Annotated in this window: 14 protein-coding genes; 6 read left to right on the top strand and 8 right to left on the bottom strand. The window is 73.4% G+C overall.

Translation table 11 applies throughout. The annotated features are described in order from the left end of the window. Nucleotides 1–12: 12 nt before the first annotated feature. The gene (locus ACQP2H_RS10000; RefSeq protein WP_357535963.1) at nt 13–276 is read right to left on the bottom strand and encodes a DUF6343 family protein; all 264 of its coding nucleotides are present in this window, start codon (nt 274–276) and stop codon (nt 13–15) included. A 200-nt stretch (nt 277–476) separates the two neighbouring features. Between ACQP2H_RS10000 and ACQP2H_RS09995 the strand changes: the two genes are divergently transcribed. Continuing rightward, nucleotides 477–1331, top strand: a complete 855-nt coding sequence (locus ACQP2H_RS09995; protein ID WP_357535965.1) for a GDSL-type esterase/lipase family protein — start codon at nt 477–479, stop codon at nt 1329–1331. Nucleotides 1332–1374: 43 nt separating this feature from the next. Here the strand turns inward: ACQP2H_RS09995 and ACQP2H_RS09990 are convergent, their stop codons facing one another. From ACQP2H_RS09990 to ACQP2H_RS09980, 3 genes are all read right to left on the bottom strand, one after another. Further along, nucleotides 1375–2103, bottom strand: coding sequence for an EcsC family protein (locus ACQP2H_RS09990; protein ID WP_433233506.1), 729 nt, complete (start codon nt 2101–2103; stop codon nt 1375–1377). Nucleotides 2104–2282: 179 nt separating this feature from the next. Then, nucleotides 2283–2432, bottom strand: coding sequence for a hypothetical protein (locus ACQP2H_RS09985; protein ID WP_172898379.1), 150 nt, complete (start codon nt 2430–2432; stop codon nt 2283–2285). A gap of 230 nt (nt 2433–2662) precedes the next feature. Next, nucleotides 2663–3565: a peptidase M23 gene (locus ACQP2H_RS09980; RefSeq protein WP_357535967.1), complete on the bottom strand. Its 903-nt coding sequence runs from the start codon at nt 3563–3565 to the stop codon at nt 2663–2665. Nucleotides 3566–3985: 420 nt separating this feature from the next. Between ACQP2H_RS09980 and ACQP2H_RS09975 the strand changes: the two genes are divergently transcribed. From ACQP2H_RS09975 to ACQP2H_RS09965, 3 genes are all read left to right on the top strand, one after another. Continuing rightward, nucleotides 3986–4906 (top strand): proteasome assembly chaperone family protein, encoded by a 921-nt coding sequence (locus ACQP2H_RS09975; protein WP_208568975.1) that lies wholly within the window; start codon nt 3986–3988, stop codon nt 4904–4906. A gap of 227 nt (nt 4907–5133) precedes the next feature. Then, entirely contained in the window at nt 5134–5928 is a 795-nt protein-coding gene (locus ACQP2H_RS09970) for an exodeoxyribonuclease III (protein WP_357535969.1), read from the top strand. A 745-nt stretch (nt 5929–6673) separates the two neighbouring features. Beyond that, the gene (locus tag ACQP2H_RS09965; protein ID WP_219469403.1) at nt 6674–6991 is read left to right on the top strand and encodes an antibiotic biosynthesis monooxygenase family protein; all 318 of its coding nucleotides are present in this window, start codon (nt 6674–6676) and stop codon (nt 6989–6991) included. Between the two features lie 37 nt (nt 6992–7028). Here ACQP2H_RS09965 and ACQP2H_RS09960 read toward each other — a convergent pair whose 3' ends face one another. The 3 genes from ACQP2H_RS09960 to ACQP2H_RS09950 form a co-directional block, all read right to left on the bottom strand. Further along, a complete protein-coding gene (locus ACQP2H_RS09960; protein ID WP_219469400.1) occupies nt 7029–8306 on the bottom strand; it encodes a lanthionine synthetase LanC family protein in 1278 nt (425 codons plus the stop codon). Nucleotides 8307–8461: 155 nt separating this feature from the next. Then, the gene (locus tag ACQP2H_RS09955; protein WP_433232272.1) at nt 8462–9073 is read right to left on the bottom strand and encodes a class F sortase; all 612 of its coding nucleotides are present in this window, start codon (nt 9071–9073) and stop codon (nt 8462–8464) included. Between the two features lie 302 nt (nt 9074–9375). Then, nucleotides 9376–10068, bottom strand: coding sequence for a hypothetical protein (locus ACQP2H_RS09950; RefSeq protein WP_433232269.1), 693 nt, complete (start codon nt 10066–10068; stop codon nt 9376–9378). A 214-nt stretch (nt 10069–10282) separates the two neighbouring features. Here ACQP2H_RS09950 and trmB point away from each other — a divergent pair, with 214 nt between their 5' ends. Next, nucleotides 10283–10912, top strand: a complete 630-nt coding sequence (gene trmB / locus ACQP2H_RS09945) for a tRNA (guanosine(46)-N7)-methyltransferase TrmB (protein WP_219470850.1) — start codon at nt 10283–10285, stop codon at nt 10910–10912. A gap of 152 nt (nt 10913–11064) precedes the next feature. Beyond that, the gene (locus ACQP2H_RS09940) at nt 11065–13578 is read left to right on the top strand and encodes a DEAD/DEAH box helicase (protein WP_208568981.1); all 2514 of its coding nucleotides are present in this window, start codon (nt 11065–11067) and stop codon (nt 13576–13578) included. A 209-nt stretch (nt 13579–13787) separates the two neighbouring features. Here ACQP2H_RS09940 and ACQP2H_RS09935 read toward each other — a convergent pair whose 3' ends face one another. Beyond that, entirely contained in the window at nt 13788–15224 is a 1437-nt protein-coding gene (locus ACQP2H_RS09935; protein ID WP_433232266.1) for a hypothetical protein, read from the bottom strand. Nucleotides 15225–15566: the final 342 nt, after the last annotated feature.

The following is a 15566-nucleotide window of genomic DNA, read 5'->3' as shown; positions in this document are numbered from 1 at the left end:
CTCGTACTCCTGTCACTCGAAGAGTGAGTGCCGCGCGCCCGGCTGCTCTTGGCGGCGGGCGGCACGGCGGCGCTGGATGACGACCAGGTCGACGACCGCCACGACGGCGAACAGCGCGCAGAGCACACCCAGCCAGGCCAGCCCGGCCCAGAACGCGCCGACCGCGAAGACGGCCATGCTCACCAGGCCGAACAGGGCAAGCGTCAGTCGGAGGTTCAACGCGCTGTAGGCGTGGCCGACCGTGCCACGGGCACGCCGGGGCTGCGATCTCGTCATCGTCTGGGGCTACCCCGGCACGGACACCGTTAACCGGCCCCGACGCCCGGATCACGACGGGTGTCTTACACGCTCGTACCAGATTCATGTTTCCAGCTATTTAATCTGCCCGGAAGTCGACACGACCGGGCCGTAGCACCGCACCTGGCCCGTAGAGTGACCGGGCTGTCGCTCTGCGCCGTCTGACCGGGGGAAGACGCATGCCTCGACGCTGGGTCGCCGCCGTGGCCTGCCTGTTCGCGCTGGTCGCGCTCGCCTGCGAGGAGGGTGGCGGGGCGTCGCCCCGCCCGACGAAGAGCGGGTCGACACCGACCGGCCTGCCCACCACGATGGCCGCTCTCGGTGACTCGATCACCACCGGTTTCGGTTCCTGCCTGGTGCTCACCTCGTGCCAACGCAACTCCTGGTCCACCGGGGACGGCATCCGGGTGGAGAGCCACTACCGGCGGCTGCTCGACGCCGACGCGTCGATCCGCAACCGGGCCCGCAACCACGCCGTGCCGGGTGCCCGTGCCGAGGCCCTCGCCGGGCAGGCCGGCGCCGCCGTCAAGGACAAGGCCGACTACGTGACGGTGCTGATCGGCGCCAACGACGCCTGCCGCGACGACATCGACGCGATGACCTCCACGGCCACCTTCCGCAGCCAGGTCGACCGGGCGCTGCGGGTGCTGCGCGAGGGCCGCCCCAAGGCCCGGGTGCTGGTGGCCAGCGTCCCCGACCTGAACCGGCTCTGGGAGATCGGGCACACCGAGTCCCGCGCGGTGCGGATCTGGAAGACCGGCATCTGCCCGGCCCTGCTGGCCAACCCCACCTCGGACGCCAAGGCCGACCGGGACCGCCGGACCCGCTTCGCCGAACGGATCGACGCGTACAACAGCCAACTCAAGGCGGCCTGCCGGGCGTACGGGTCGCGGTGCCGCTACGACGGCGGCGCGGTGCACCGGGTGCGGTTCAGCCTGGACGAGGTCAACGCGCTGGACTGGTTCCACCCCAACGTCGCCGGGCAGAACCGGCTCGCCGACGCGACCTTCCCGGCGGCCGGCTGGCGACTGTGAGCCACCCGGGCAGCCGCCGGGCCGGACCCGGTATGCCCACTGATCAGGGGCGACGCGGTTGGGGCACCCCGCCCCGGTGTTCCCGGTAGAGCGTCTGGGCGCGCTCGGCGAGATCCTTGGTGGCCGACGAGTTGGCCCAGGTGCCGAGGATGATCGCGGCCCCGGGGACGACCTTGGCGAAGACCCGCTTCGCCGCCCGCACCCCGGCCATCCGGGCCAGCCGGACGCCCAGTTGCAGCATCACCCGCCCCAGCGGGTTCTGGGCCGCGTGGCCGAACAGCGCACCGGCCCGCTCCCGACCGGCCGCGACGCCCAGCGCCAGCCGGGCCGTCTCGGCCGCCTTGTGCACCTTCTGCAGGACGAGCAGGTCGGTGGCCCGGTCCGGGTGCTCAGGGTCCACCCCGTACGCGGCGGCGACGTGCAACACCAGGCGGGCCTGGGTCCAGGCCAGCACCCCGACGTCGATGACGGCACCCGGTAGCCCCGCCGCGCCGGAGACCGCCCCGGAGAGCCGGGCCCGGTTGACGAAGCGCCGGATCGCCTGCTCGGCCAACTGGTCGGCGGTCGCGTCGGGTCGTTCCGCCCGCGCCCTGGCGAGCCACTGCGCCGCCTCCGGGCCGAGCCGGCGGACCGCCTCCAGGGCCAGGTGCTCCGGGGCGTACTGCGGATCTTCCCGCATCCGGTCCCAGAGCCGGGCCGGCGGCGCCTCGGGGGCGTCACCCGGGTCACCCGCCGGTGCTCCCGGCACCGCCGTGACAGCCACCCCCGGCACCGCTGCGACAGCCGTTCCCGGGGCCGCCGGTGGTGGCGCGGCCGTCGGGGCGGCGGGCGGCGGCGCGGGGACCGCCGGTGTGTCGGCCCGGACCGGCGGCGTGGGGACGGTCGGTTCGTCGTCGACAGGCACGGCGTCGGTCACAAAGGCTCCCGGGGGTGGAATCGGTTCAGGGGCGGTCAGCGGCGGCGACCCGACAGCTTGCTGGCAGCCTGCTTGAGCCGCGCCTGGTTCTCCGGCTTGGCCAGCTCGCGCCGACCCCGGTCGACCAACTGCTGCCCCTTGGGCGAGCGCAGGAAGGCGCTGATCCGCTGCATCAGTGCTGACATGTCGTCCTCCGATCGGGTGTCCTGCGTCATGTGTACCCGATTCGAGCAACCGCCAACCGTCCACTGTGTCCGGTCGAGGATAACCACCGACCGGTTTCGCCCCGAACGGACCCGACCGCCCCGCAGGGCCCGGGCCCGCAGGACGGGACGAACGGGACCGGCCCGCCCGAGCCGGGCTCGGGCGGGCCGGGTCACCGGGGCGGATTCCGCTCCGGCCGGACGGGGGTGGCTCAGACCAGGATGGCGCCGACCACCTCGGTGGCCCGCCACTCGTGCTGGGCGTAGAGGTCCGGGTAGGCCGAGATCTGCACGGCCTGCGCGGCGACGGTCAACGGCAGGTCCTCCCAGCCGGGAATCGCCAGCAGCGCGGTGAGGAACGCCCGGGTGGCGAACGCCGGGTCCATCAGCTGACCGACCTCGCCCCAGCCGCTGCTGGGCCGCTGCTGGAACAGCCCGACCGAGTCGTGGTCCCAGCCGATCGCCTGGTGCGGGTAGTTCTGCGACTCGGGCAGCACGCCGCTGGCGTAGTTGTAGAGGTTGCTCTCTTGCATCGCGGTGGCCACCGCGATGATCAGGGCCCGGCGGGGCACACCCATCGCCCGCCCGGCCTTGACGATCTCCTTGGCGTTGTCCATCTGGGCCTGGTCGAGACCGGCCACCGGGACGATCCGCTTCGGTTTCGGCTTCGGCGTGGGCTTGGGGCGGGGCTTGGGCCTGATGGTCCTGGTCGCGGTCGGCGTCGGGGCGGCGGCCGTCGGGCTGGCGACGGTCGGGCTGGCGGTGGGGGTGCCGGGAACGATGGTGACCGGGGTACGGATCTCGGCGCGGGAGGCGGCCTGCCGGCTGCGCTCGGCGAGCGCCGCCTCGGTGCCGGCCCGGTCGGCGGTCGGCTCGTCCGGCAGGGCCTGTGCGCCGGCGACGGCGGTCGCGCCGAGGCAGCAGAGCACCCCGGCGGCGAGGGCCACCCGGGTACGCACCGGGCGGCGTCGGAGGTTAAGGAGCCCGCCGAGGCGGGTACGGAAGGAGCGGGGTTCATCGAGAACGCCGACCTGAACGGACGAGGGGGTGTCGTCCGAACGGCCAGTCATGCCCTTGGGGGCGACCTGGTCGTCGATGGTGTCGTCGTCACGCATCCGCCGAGGCTAGACACGCTCCCATCCGGTGACCCACCGTCACAGGGTGGCCCTCATCACAATCGCGCACCTGCGGGTGGGACACCCGTCGTGGACGCGCGGCCAGGGTGACAGACCTCCCGCAACAGGCATTACGGTCAGGAAATCCGGGCGACGTCGTCCCGCGTGGTCAACCGCCCAGAGCGCCGCGGCCGGCCGCATGATCCACTATGTCCGCCTTTCGGGTGACAGGCCGGAACCATCCGACCGAGTCGCCCCGGCACTATCGGCGAATTGGTGGCTTCCTCCGGGTTTGATAGCCGGATCGGTCACGACACGCCCAGTGCTGGAATGGATGACGCCGACAGGTACGTTCCCCGAACCGGGTGCCGTCCGCGCACGGTCGCCCGTACGCGCGTGTTTCCTCAGGAGGTCCGACCGGTGCTCGACCCACACGAGCTCTACGAGCTCACCGACGATCTGCCCGACCTCGGCCAGCCGGTGCTGATCCAGGCGCTCACCGGCTTCGTCGACGCCGGCAACGCCAGTCGGCTGGCCCGCGAGCAGCTGCTCACCTCGCTGGACGCCCGCACGATCGCCACCTTCGACGTCGACCAGCTCTTCGACTACCGGTCCCGCCGCCCGGTGATGACCTTCGTCGAGGACCACTGGGAGGACTACGACGCCCCCGAGCTTGCCCTGCACCTGCTGCACGACGACGACGAGACACCGTTCCTCCTGCTCACCGGCCCGGAGCCGGACCTGCAGTGGGAGCGTTTCGTGGCGGCGGTCAGCGCGGTGGCCGCCCGACTCGACGTCCGGCTCACCGTCGGGCTCAACTCGATCCCGATGGCCGTGCCGCACACCCGACCCACCGGGGTCACCGCACACGCCACCCGCCGGGAACTGATCTCCGGCTACGAGCCGTGGTTGCAGCGGGTGCAGGTCCCGGGCAGCGTCGGGCACCTGCTGGAATACCGGCTCGGCCAGGCCGGCCGGGACGCCCTCGGGTTCTCCGCCCACGTGCCGCACTACGTCGCGCAGACCGAGTACCCGGCCGCCGCCGAGGTGCTGCTCTCCTCGGTGTCGCGCAGCACCGGCCTGCTGCTGCCCAACGACAGCCTCCGCTCCGCCGCCGAGGTGGTCCGGGTCGAGATCGACCGGCAGGTCGCCCAGACCGACGAGGCCGCCGCACTGGTCACCGCCCTGGAGGAGCAGTACGACGCGTTCGCCCGGGGACGGGGCGAGAAGAACCTGCTGGCCGCCGAGACCGGCCCGCTGCCCACCGCCGACGAGCTGGGCGCCGAGCTGGAACGCTTCCTCGCCGAGCAGACCCGACCGGGCGACACCCCGGGCACCTGACCCACCCGTACCACGGCGGCGGCGACCCGACCCGGGACGCCGCCGCCCGGTCATCCCCGAGGTACCGGCACGCCGAGGGCGGCCCGGCGAGCCCCCGCACCGCCAGGCCCGGCGAGCCCCCGCGCCGCCAGGATCGGCGGTGCGCGGAGCCCGCAGCGGCGGGGAGCCGGTGACCACGCCGACTCCGCTGCCCGGCGGGGCGGGCCGGGATGCGGCAGGCTGGGCACATGCGCCTGGCGACCTGGAACGTGAACTCGGTGAAGGCCCGCCTCCCCCGGCTGCTGGACTGGCTCGCCGGCACCACCCCCGACGTGGTCTGCCTCCAGGAGACCAAGTGCCCGGACGGGGCCTTCCCGGTCGCCGAGGTCGGTGAGCTGGGCTACGAGGTGGCCAGCCACAGCGACGGCCGGTGGAACGGGGTGGCGATCCTGTCCCGCGTCGGCCTGACCGACGTCACCGTCGGCTTCCCCGGCGAACCGGGCTTTCCGCAGCCCGAGGCCCGCGCCATCTCCGCCACCTGCGCCGGGGTCCGGATCTGGTCGGTGTACGTCCCGAACGGCCGGGCGGTCGACGACCCGCACTACGCGTACAAGCTGGCCTGGTTCGCGGCGCTGCGGGACGCCCTGGAACCGGAGGTGGCCGCCGGTGGGCCGGTCGCCGTCTGCGGGGACTTCAACGTCGCCCCGACCGACGCCGACGTCTGGGACCCGGCGCTCTTCGTCACCTCCACGCATGTCACCCCCGCCGAGCGGGCCGCCCTGGCCGCCCTGCGCGACCTCGGGCTCAGCGACGTGGTGCCCACCCCGATGAAGGGCCCGCACCCATACACCTACTGGGACTACCGGGCCGGCATGTTCCACCAGAACAAGGGCATGCGCATCGATCTGGTGTACGCGTCCGCGCCGCTGGCCGCGACGGTCCACGCCGCGTACGTCGACCGGGAGGCCCGCAAGGGCAAAGGCCCCTCCGACCATGCCCCGATCGTGGTCGACACCGACCAACCAGCTGTCGACGCACCCTGACCCGCCCCGGGACAGCGCCGCCAACGGTTCCGGCTCCCGCCTATGGGGGCGCCCCCTCCTGTCAGGGCGTGCCCCGCCCGGGGCGTCCCTGCGTGCCGCTGCCGCCTATCGGGGGTGGGACGTCTTGGCGCGGTCGACGAAGCCACGCCACGCTCCAGGCCTACCGGGGGCCGGGCCGGATCACCGGCGCCGGGTCGCCGCACGGCCCTGGCCGTGCGGCGAGGCGAAACTCGCGCTCCTCGCGAGGTACGACGGCGACCGGCCGGGCCTGTTGATCCTGCTGTCCCGGTTGTCGGTGGAGGCGACCGACCACCTGACGCGACTCGACAGCGGTCGCCAGGCCGACCTGACCGACTGCTTCCTGACCTGGGCCCGCCCGCCCGCCGACTGACCGTCCCGCGCCGGCCGCGCCTCTCCCCCACCACTCTGCCGGCGGCTGCCCGCCCCCGCCCGCCATCCGGCCGGCCGGCGACCGGGCGACGCAGGCGGATTGTGGAGAGTTGTTGCGCCCCTGGCGACAACAACTCTCCACAAAGCCGCGTGCGCTCCGCGCTCCCCCCGCCGGAGGCGCGTCTCCCCGCGCTCGGCATGCGCCCACGCCCCGCAGCCCGCGCGCCACGCGCCGCCCCGGGTCCGCCCGCCGCATCCTGCACGGCAACTCCGCGTCGCGCGGGCACCACCGACGGCGTACGGCCAGGCTGACCGCCGGACGGTCCGGCCGCAGGGGCGGGGCTAGGGTGGTGGGATGGCAGTCGTGAAGATCAACGCGATCGACGTCCCGCCCGGTGCCGGCGAGGAGTTGGAGAAGCGGTTCGCCGCTCGGGCCGGCGCGGTGGAGAATTCCCCGGGTTTCCTCGGCTTCGAACTGCTGCGCCCGGTCGCCGGGGAGAGCCGCTACTTCGTCTACACCCGGTGGGAGACGGAGGAGGCGTACCAGGCATGGGCCGCCGGGTCGTCCCGGGCCGCACATGCCGGCGAGGGCGGCGAGCAGCGGCGGCCGGTCGCCTCCGGCGCGACGCTGCTGGAGTTCGAGGTGGTCCAGCAGGTGACCGGCAAGGGCTGACCGGCGATACCGCCCACGGCGGTCGCCGGCGGGCGGCTCAGATCCAGGGCAGGACGGGGGCGGTGGCGGGGGCGGCCAGCCGGGCGAGCCAGCCGGCGATGCCGGCGGCACCCTGCATGAAGCCGGGCTCCGGCGGCAGCTGCGGCGGGGTCCTGGTGTGCTCGGTGTTCGACCAGGTGACGCCCGCCGAGGTGGACACGGTACGGGCGAGAACGTCCTCGGCGAGCGTGTCGGCCCAGGTGAGCAGGGCGGGGTCGCCGGCGTCCCGGAAGCGGTCGACCAGCATCTGCCCGACCCCGGCGGTGCCGCAGCAGCGGGCGAGATTGTCCCAGTACCCCGGGTAGAGCCGCTGCGGGAGACGGCTGTCGCGCAGCGCCCCCAGGCATTCCTCGACGGCCAGCCGCCAGCGGGGCTGCGGGTCGACGGCGTCGAGGAGGGCGAAGAGTCGTACCGTGCCGGTCGGGCCGTGGCACCAGCCGAAGGTGACCGCCGGACGGTCCGGGCGGGGCGGAACCAGCAGCGGCAGCGCCCACCCGCCGGGGCGGCGCCCCAGGGCCAACAGTCCGTCGGCGGCGCGCACGGCGATATCGCGCAGATCGTCGCGACGCAGGGAGTCGCCGGCTGTGGCCAGGACGTAGGCGACGCCGGCCGTGCCGTGGGAGAAGCCGGGCATGAGGCGCTCGTCGCCCGCCCGCATCCGCCAGTGCAGGCCGTCGGGCCGGTCCTCGGCCAACCCCACCAGCCCGTCGGCCAGGACGTGGGCCGCCTGCGCCACCACCGGATCGGCATCATCGTCGAGGGCGTCGAGGAGGGCCAGCAGGATGCCGGCGTCGCCGGAGATGACATCGGAACACCGGCCCGGGTCCACCGGACGGCGCAGCAGCCGCTCGGCTATCCGTACCGTCACCGACGCGGCGGTGTCGAGGGCCACCCGGTCGCCGGAGACCCGGCCCCAGGCGCGCAACGCGACCGCCACCCCGGCCCAGCCACCGAACAGCCCGTCGTCGGGCATCGTCGCGGCGTCCGGCTCGTGCCGGGCAAGATGCACCAGCCGACCCCGGGCCCCGGCCGCGACCCGGCCGAGCGCCGACCCCGCTGCGGTGGCGACGCCGCCGTCGGTCGTGGTGACGACGGGCCCATCGGCCGGGTGGCGGCCGGTGGCCGTGGCCTCGGCACAGCCGAGCAGCACCCCGGCGGTCCCGGCATAGAGGTCGTCGAAGCGTTCACCCGCCTCCTGCCACCCCAGACCACCCTCGGCGGGCACCGCCACCGACTCGATCCACCTGAACGCCTGCCGCACCACGTCCGCCGTCACCGCGCCGATCCTGCCACCGCCGCCCGACGGCGTCCCCGCAATATCGGGCGCACACCCCGGCCACGACCGGTCAGGGTGGGCGGTCCCGGCCGTGCCCCGGTCAGGCGGCGGACCCGGCCGGCGCGGTGGGGCGCGGGGGCAGGGTGAGCGGGGGGTCAGGGTGAGCGGGTCTCGGCCAGCGAGGCGAAGGCGATGACGTTGTCGGCGTAGCCGGTACGCCCGCCGATCCACTGGCCACCACAGGTGATCAACCGCAGGGCCGGCGCTCCGCTGTCGCCGTAGACCCGGTCGGCGGGCAGGGCCGACTTGTCGAAGAACTCCACCGAGTCGACCCGGAACACCACCACCCGGCGATCGTCGCGGGTCACCTCGATCCGATCACCTGGCTTGAGTTTGCGCAGGTCGTAGAAGACCGACGGCCCGTCCTTCGAGTCGACGTGGCCGACGATGATCGCCCGGCCCGGCTCGCCGGGGGTCGGACCCCGGTCGTACCAGCCGGTCTCCTGGTGCCGGTCCAGCGGCGGGACGTCGATCGACCCGTCCCGGGCCTGACCGACCGGGGCCACCGGGGCGGCCACCTTGATCGTCGGAACGGTGAGCCGGACCGGTCGGCTGGCCGGCAGGCCGCCCGGCGCGGGGCTCTGCCGGGCACCGGCCGCCGGACGCTGCGCCGTCGTGTCGGTCCGGTCCAGTGGCCCGACCGTACGACCCAGCCCGGCCCCGGTGGCGAAGACACCCAGCAGCACCAGCAGCACGGCCAGCGGCACCGACCAGGGACTGCGGGTCGACGCCGGGCCCCCGGGCGACGCCGCCGGCCCGGGGACGCCCGGCTGCGCCGTCGGCCCACCGGGCGGCGGGAACGGGCCACCACGCGGCGGGAACGCAGCGACACCCGGCGGGATCAGCCCACCGGGTGGCGGGAACGGACCGCTGCGGGGTGGCACCGGGCCGCCCGGCGACGCCTGGCCACCGGGTAGCCGGACCGGGTCGTGGTGCTGCGGGTTCGGGCCGGGGGACGGTCGGAACGGACCGCTACGGGGACCTGAGGGGACGGGCGGTGGGGGCATGGTCAGCTCCCGGCGACGCCACGCGGCCGGCGGGCCGCCACGATCCCGACGACGGCCCCGGCGATGGTCAGCGCCAACCCGCCGGGCACCAGCAGTCCGCCGGGCAACCCGCCGTCCGCCGCACCGCCGAAGCCGGTGTGCGGACCAGGGCTGGGCTTGACCTTCTTGACCACCTGGAGCGCCGTCGAGGCGGTCGCCCCGTCGGGACATTCCAGCTTGATCCGGTAGTTGCCGGGCCGGACCCGGTCCCTGACCATCGGGGCGGCGGTGAGCCGTCCGTGCTGCGGCTGCACCTGGACCCGACCGAAGGCGTCCGAGACGACTGTCGCCGGGATCGAGTTGTCGTGACAGCTCGCCTCGATGCCGACCAGATAGCCAGGCTCGACGGTGCCCGGGGTCACCTCGACGAAGACCACGCCGGGCGGTGGTTGCGGATCTCCGCCCTGGTCCGGCGCGGGTTGCCCCGGGCCGGGGGCCGCAGCAGCGACCGCCGGGCCGACGACCGGCCCGGCGAACAGCAGGGGCGGACCAGCGAGCAACGGCACAGCCGGCGGGACAGCCGCAACCGGGACAGCGGAGACCGGGACGGCCGAGATGGGCGGAGCAGCGGAGACCGGGGCGGCGTGCCAGAGCGCGGGGGCGAGGGCACCGACGGCGACCGCCAGCGCGGTGCGGTACAGCGCGATCGCCACCATGTCCCCCTCCCGGCGCCCAGGGCAGCGCCGGACGACCCGGACGCCGACCTGCCGTACGGGATGAATCGTCTCACCCCCCGACCGACGGCACATCCGATACGGCGGAACCGTCGCGTACGCTCGGGTCGCTGTGACCTCCATCGACCAGAACCCCGCCGTCCCGGTGGCCCCGTCGGCCACCCGGATCCGCACCTTCCATCCCCGTCGGGGCCGGATGAGCAGCCGGCAGACCGACGCGCTGGCCCGGCTCTGGCCGGCGTACGGGATCGAGATCGCCGACCTCGACGGGCCGGTCGATCCGGCCGGGTTCTTCGGTCGCGGTGCGCCGGTGGTGCTGGAGATCGGCTCCGGGATGGGTGACGCCACCGCGGCGATGGCCGCCGCCGACCCGGACCGGGACTACCTCGCGGTCGAGGTGCACACCCCGGGCATCGCCCACCTGCTCGACCTGGTGCAGCGGGACGGCCTGGGCAACGTCCGGGTCGCCCAGGGTGACGCGCTGGACCTGGTCCGGGCCATGCCGGAGCGCTGTCTGGACGCGGTGCACGTGTTCTTTCCCGACCCGTGGCCCAAGTCGCGGCACCACAAGCGGCGCATCATCCAGCCGGAGCACGTGGCGTTGCTGCGGTCCCGGCTGGCCGGCGGCGGGACGCTGCACTGCGCCACCGACTGGGCCGAGTACGCCGAGTCGATGCGCTCGACGCTGACCGCCGACCCGGAGCTGGTCGACGGGTACGCAGGCTTTGCGCCCCGCCCCGACCACCGCCCGGTGACCAAGTTCGAACGCCGCGCGCTGACCGCCGGGCGTCCCGTCTTCGACCTGATCCACCGCCGCCGCCCCTGAGCCCGTCGGACCGCCCGCCCGGCGGCATCCGACCGCCGGCGACACCGCCTCCTCGGCCATCCGGGAAACCGGGCGGGCGGCGGGGACCGATCGGGGCGGGCGGGTGGCCCGGTTGGCGGGCGGGGTGGTGGTGCGGGCACGATGGGGACGCTATGACGCTGACTGCCGCGCTGCCTCGAAGCGCCGACCCCGACACCCTCTTCGACGCGTTCGCCGGCTGGGCGTCCGAGCGTGGGCTGAACCTCTACCCCCACCAGGAGGAGGCGGTCATCGAGATCGTCTCCGGCGCCAACGTGATCATGAATACGCCGACCGGTTCGGGCAAGAGCCTGGTTGCGATCGCGGCGCACTTCACCGCCCTGGCCGACGACCGGACGAGCTTCTACACCGCCCCGATCAAGGCCCTGGTGTCGGAGAAGTTCTTCGCGCTGTGCGAGGTGTTCGGCGCGGAGAACGTCGGCATGCTCACCGGCGACGCCAGCGTCAACGCCGACGCCCCGATCATCTGCTGCACCGCCGAGATCCTGGCCAACCTGGCGCTACGCGAGGGGGCACGGGCCGACGTCGGCCAGGTGGTGATGGACGAGTTCCACTTCTATGCCGAGCCCGACCGGGGTTGGGCCTGGCAGGTGCCGATCATCGAGCTGCCGCAGGCGCAGTTCGTGCTGATGTCGGCCACCCTGGGGGACACCACCCGGTTCGTCGACGACCTGACCCGGCGTACCGGCCGGTCCACCGCCGTCGTCCGGTCGGCCGAGCGGCCGGTACCGCTGATCTTCTCGTACGCGATGACGCCGCTGCACGAAACGCTCGAAGAGCTGCTGGAGACCAAGCAGGCCCCGGTGTACGTGGTGCACTTCACCCAGGCCGCGGCGCTGGAACGCGCCCAGGCGCTGATGAGCGTCAACGTCTGCTCCCGGGCCGAGAAGGACATGATCGCCACCGCGATCGGGAACTTCCGGTTCACCTCCGGCTTCGGCAAGACGCTGTCGAGGCTGGTGCGCCACGGCATCGGCGTGCACCACGCCGGGATGCTGCCCAAGTACCGCCGGCTCGTGGAGACCCTGGCCCAGGCCGGCCTGCTGAAGGTCATCTGCGGCACCGACACGTTGGGCGTGGGCATCAACGTGCCGATCCGCACCGTGCTGTTCACCGGCCTGAGCAAGTACGACGGGGTACGCACCCGGCTGCTCAAGGCCCGCGAGTTCCACCAGATCGCGGGTCGGGCCGGACGGGCCGGCTTCGACACCATCGGGCGGGTCGTGGTGCAGGCCCCCGAACACGTCATCGACAACGAGAAAGCGCTGGCCAAGGCCGGCGACGACCCGAAGAAACGCCGCAAGGTGGTGAAGAAGAAACCACCGGAGGGCTCGATCGGCTGGGGCGAGCCGACCTTCCAGCGCCTGGTCGAGGCCGAGCCGGAGCCGCTCACCTCCAGCTTCCAGGTCAGCCACTCGATGCTGCTCAACGTGATCGGCCGGCCGGGTGACGCGTTCGCCTCGATGCGGCACCTGCTCACCGACAACCACGAGGACGCCGCTGCCCAGCGCCGACACATCCGTCGGGCGATCGCCATCTACCGGGCGTTGCGCGCCGGTGGGGTGGTCGAGCAGCTCGACACGCCCGACGAGACCGGCCGGCGGGTCCGGCTCACCGTCGACCTCCAGCTCGACTTCGCGCTCAACCAGCCGCTGTCGCCGCTGGCGCTGGCCGCCATCGAACTGCTCGACGTCGAGTCCCCGTCGTACGCCCTGGACGTGTTGAGCGTGATCGAGTCGATCCTCGACGACCCCCGCCAGGTGCTCTCCGCGCAGCAGTTCAAGGCGCGCGGCGAGGCGGTCGCCGCGATGAAGGCCGACGGCATCGAGTACGAGGCCCGCATGGAGCTGCTCGACGAGGTGACCTGGCCGAAGCCGCTGGCGGAGCTGCTGCACGCCGCGTACGAGATGTACCGGCAGGGGCACCCCTGGGTGGCCGACCACCAGCTCTCCCCCAAGTCCGTCGTGCGGGACATGTACGAACGCGCGATGACCTTCGGCGAGTACGTGCAGTTCTACGGGCTGACCCGCTCCGAGGGCCTCGTCCTGCGCTACCTCGCCGACGCGTACAAGACGCTGCGGCAGACCGTCCCCGAGGACGCCAAGACCGAGGAGCTGATCGACCTCATCGAGTGGCTGGGCGAGCTGGTCCGCCAGGTCGACTCCAGCCTGATCGACGAGTGGGAGCGGCTGCGCAACCCCTCCGACGTCGCCGACGCCGCATTGGCGCACGCGTCGCTTGAGGAGCGGGTGCCGGCGGTCACCCGCAACGCCCGCGCCTTCCGGGTGCTGGTCCGCAACGCGTTGTTCCGTCGGGTCGAGCTGGCCGCCCTGCGCCGCTGGTGGGACCTCGGCGAGCTGGACGGCGCATCGGGCTGGGACGCCGACGCCTGGGCGGAGGCGCTGGAGCCGTACTTCGAGGCGTACGACGGGATCGGGGTGGGGCCGGACGCGCGCGGCCCGGCGCTGCTCATGATCGAACAGGGGCGGGAGAAGTGGGCCGTCCGGCAGATCCTGGACGACCCGGAGGGCGACCACGACTGGGGGATCAGCGCCGAGGTCGACCTGGCCGCCTCGGACGAGGTGGGGGCCGCCGTCGTCCGGGTGACGGACGTCGGGCAGCTCTAGCGCGGAGGTCGGGGTGCGGTCGGCTGCCGGATCGACCTGACGGTGGTCGACCCGGCCCCGCCGACCGTGCTCGACCCGGCCCCGCCACGGTGCTCGGCCCCGCTCCGCCACGGTGCTCGACCCGGCCCCGGCGAGGCGGCGGCATCACCTGTTGGTGACACCGCCACCTCGCCCACGGTGCGCCCGCACCGCCCGGGTGACCGGATCGGTCAGGAACCGGCGGGTTCCTCGGCCGGTCCCGCCGCCGTGGCGGCGTGCAGACCGTGCGTCGCGAGATCGTCGGCCACGGCCAGCCCGAGCCGCACACCGCCGACGTTGGGGCCGAGATCGATCCGGTCCTCGTCGTCCACGGCGAACGCGTCGAACACCCAGTGCACCCCGAGGTAGACCCGGCTACGACCGTTCTCCTCGATCATCTGCCACAGCCCGCCGGGGAACCGGCGTGCCAGGCGTGGACGTACCGTGCCGGTGTTGTCCACGCTGATGCCGTTCAGTTCGTCGGACACGAACTCCAGCCCGTCGGCGAGGTCGTCCGGGCCGTGGCCGCCCCGGCCATAGAACTGGCGCACCGTCTGCAGTGCCGCCGCACCGAACGTCGCGTGACCCGACGGGTAGGCGGGGAAGTTCGGGGTGCGGTTCTTCTGCCCGACGTTGTTGGTGTTCGGCGCACCCGACGGCAGCCACCCGATGTCAGTGTCCGGGTCCAGTTCCGTACCGCCCTGTCCGGTCGGCCCCAGCGCACTGTCGTGCTCCCGGATCCCGACCACCGGACGCCACAGGTCGTGGCGGTACTTCTCGGTCCAGCAGAGAATCCCACCGTCCGCCATCGCGGTGTTGACCAGTGCGAACAGCCTGGCGTTGGCGGCCGGGTCGTTGTTCCGCGCCCGGGCGACCCGCCGGACGATCTGGTTGAACAGTCGTGGTGGCGTGCCGAGGCCCTTGGCACCGTCGTAGGCCCAGAACAGCCCGATGCCGGTTTCGGTGGGCGTCCGCTGCGGGAACCGGTCGGGCAGCGTACCGGTGAGGTGCGCAGCGATGCCCTTGCCGCGGATCTGCCGCAGGGCCCGCCGGTAGGCCCGGTCGCCGGGACGCGGCGGGCCGTCCAGACGGTGGCGGACGCTGACCGCGAAGCAGGCTGAGCGGGCACCGTGGAAGGGCGCGTAGAAACCCTGCCCGGGGTTGTCCGGGTCCTCCCGGTGGTGTTCCGGGGCGAGCGAGGGCACGTAGCCCTCGTCGCCGTGACCAGGGTCGCCCCGGCGCAGCGCCAGCAGCTTCCCGGCCACCCGCCGCCCGTAGTCGTGGCTCTCGGCGGCGTGTTTGCCGTCGACCAGCCCGGCCGCGAGGTGCCGGGCCGCGAAGTGGTCCCGCTGCGCCGGGTAGAGCGCGCTCAGCGTCGTCCGGGCCGCGCCCGCGACGGCGGCGGCCACGTCGCCCCCGGTCGGCGGCGTCGGCAGCCGGTTGCCGAGGTACGGCTCCTGCCCGCCGACGATGCCGAAGAACGCGTCGTGCATGGCGAGGTGGGTGATGGCCAGCGCCCGCGAACTGCCGAGCGGGCCCCGCGCCCCCGCCTCGGTCGGATCACCCGTCGTGTGGGTGACCCGGTCCGCTTCCAGAGCGACCTCGTTCCAGTACATGATTGGGTCCACGATGCTCCCCCGAGGTGTGGTGGACAGACAGTTTCTCGACACCCGTACCGTATTCGGATGGGCGGCCAGAATTTGACGCGCATTGCGGGAACAATGCCGTTGGGTGCAATTCTCGCCGGATCTGAGCTGCGGAGACGTCGGCGATTCGACGCCCCGATCCTGGATTGGATGTCGACAATCAATGGTTGCCACCGGCGGCACGACGGGTCAAGCGAAAGCACCGAAATTGTGGGCGACTGTCGGGAGTAGGCATTCGAGAAAACGGTGCAACGGAACGCGACACGTGCGTTGTGCCAGGTGACAGCCCCGCCCGGGGGTCGACCACACGGGGCTGGGCCACGC

This window comes from Micromonospora sp. CA-248260 (genome assembly GCF_050942205.1).
Taxonomy (GTDB): domain Bacteria; phylum Actinomycetota; class Actinomycetes; order Mycobacteriales; family Micromonosporaceae; genus Micromonospora; species Micromonospora antibiotica.
This window is presented reverse-complemented; position numbering and strand designations above follow the sequence as displayed.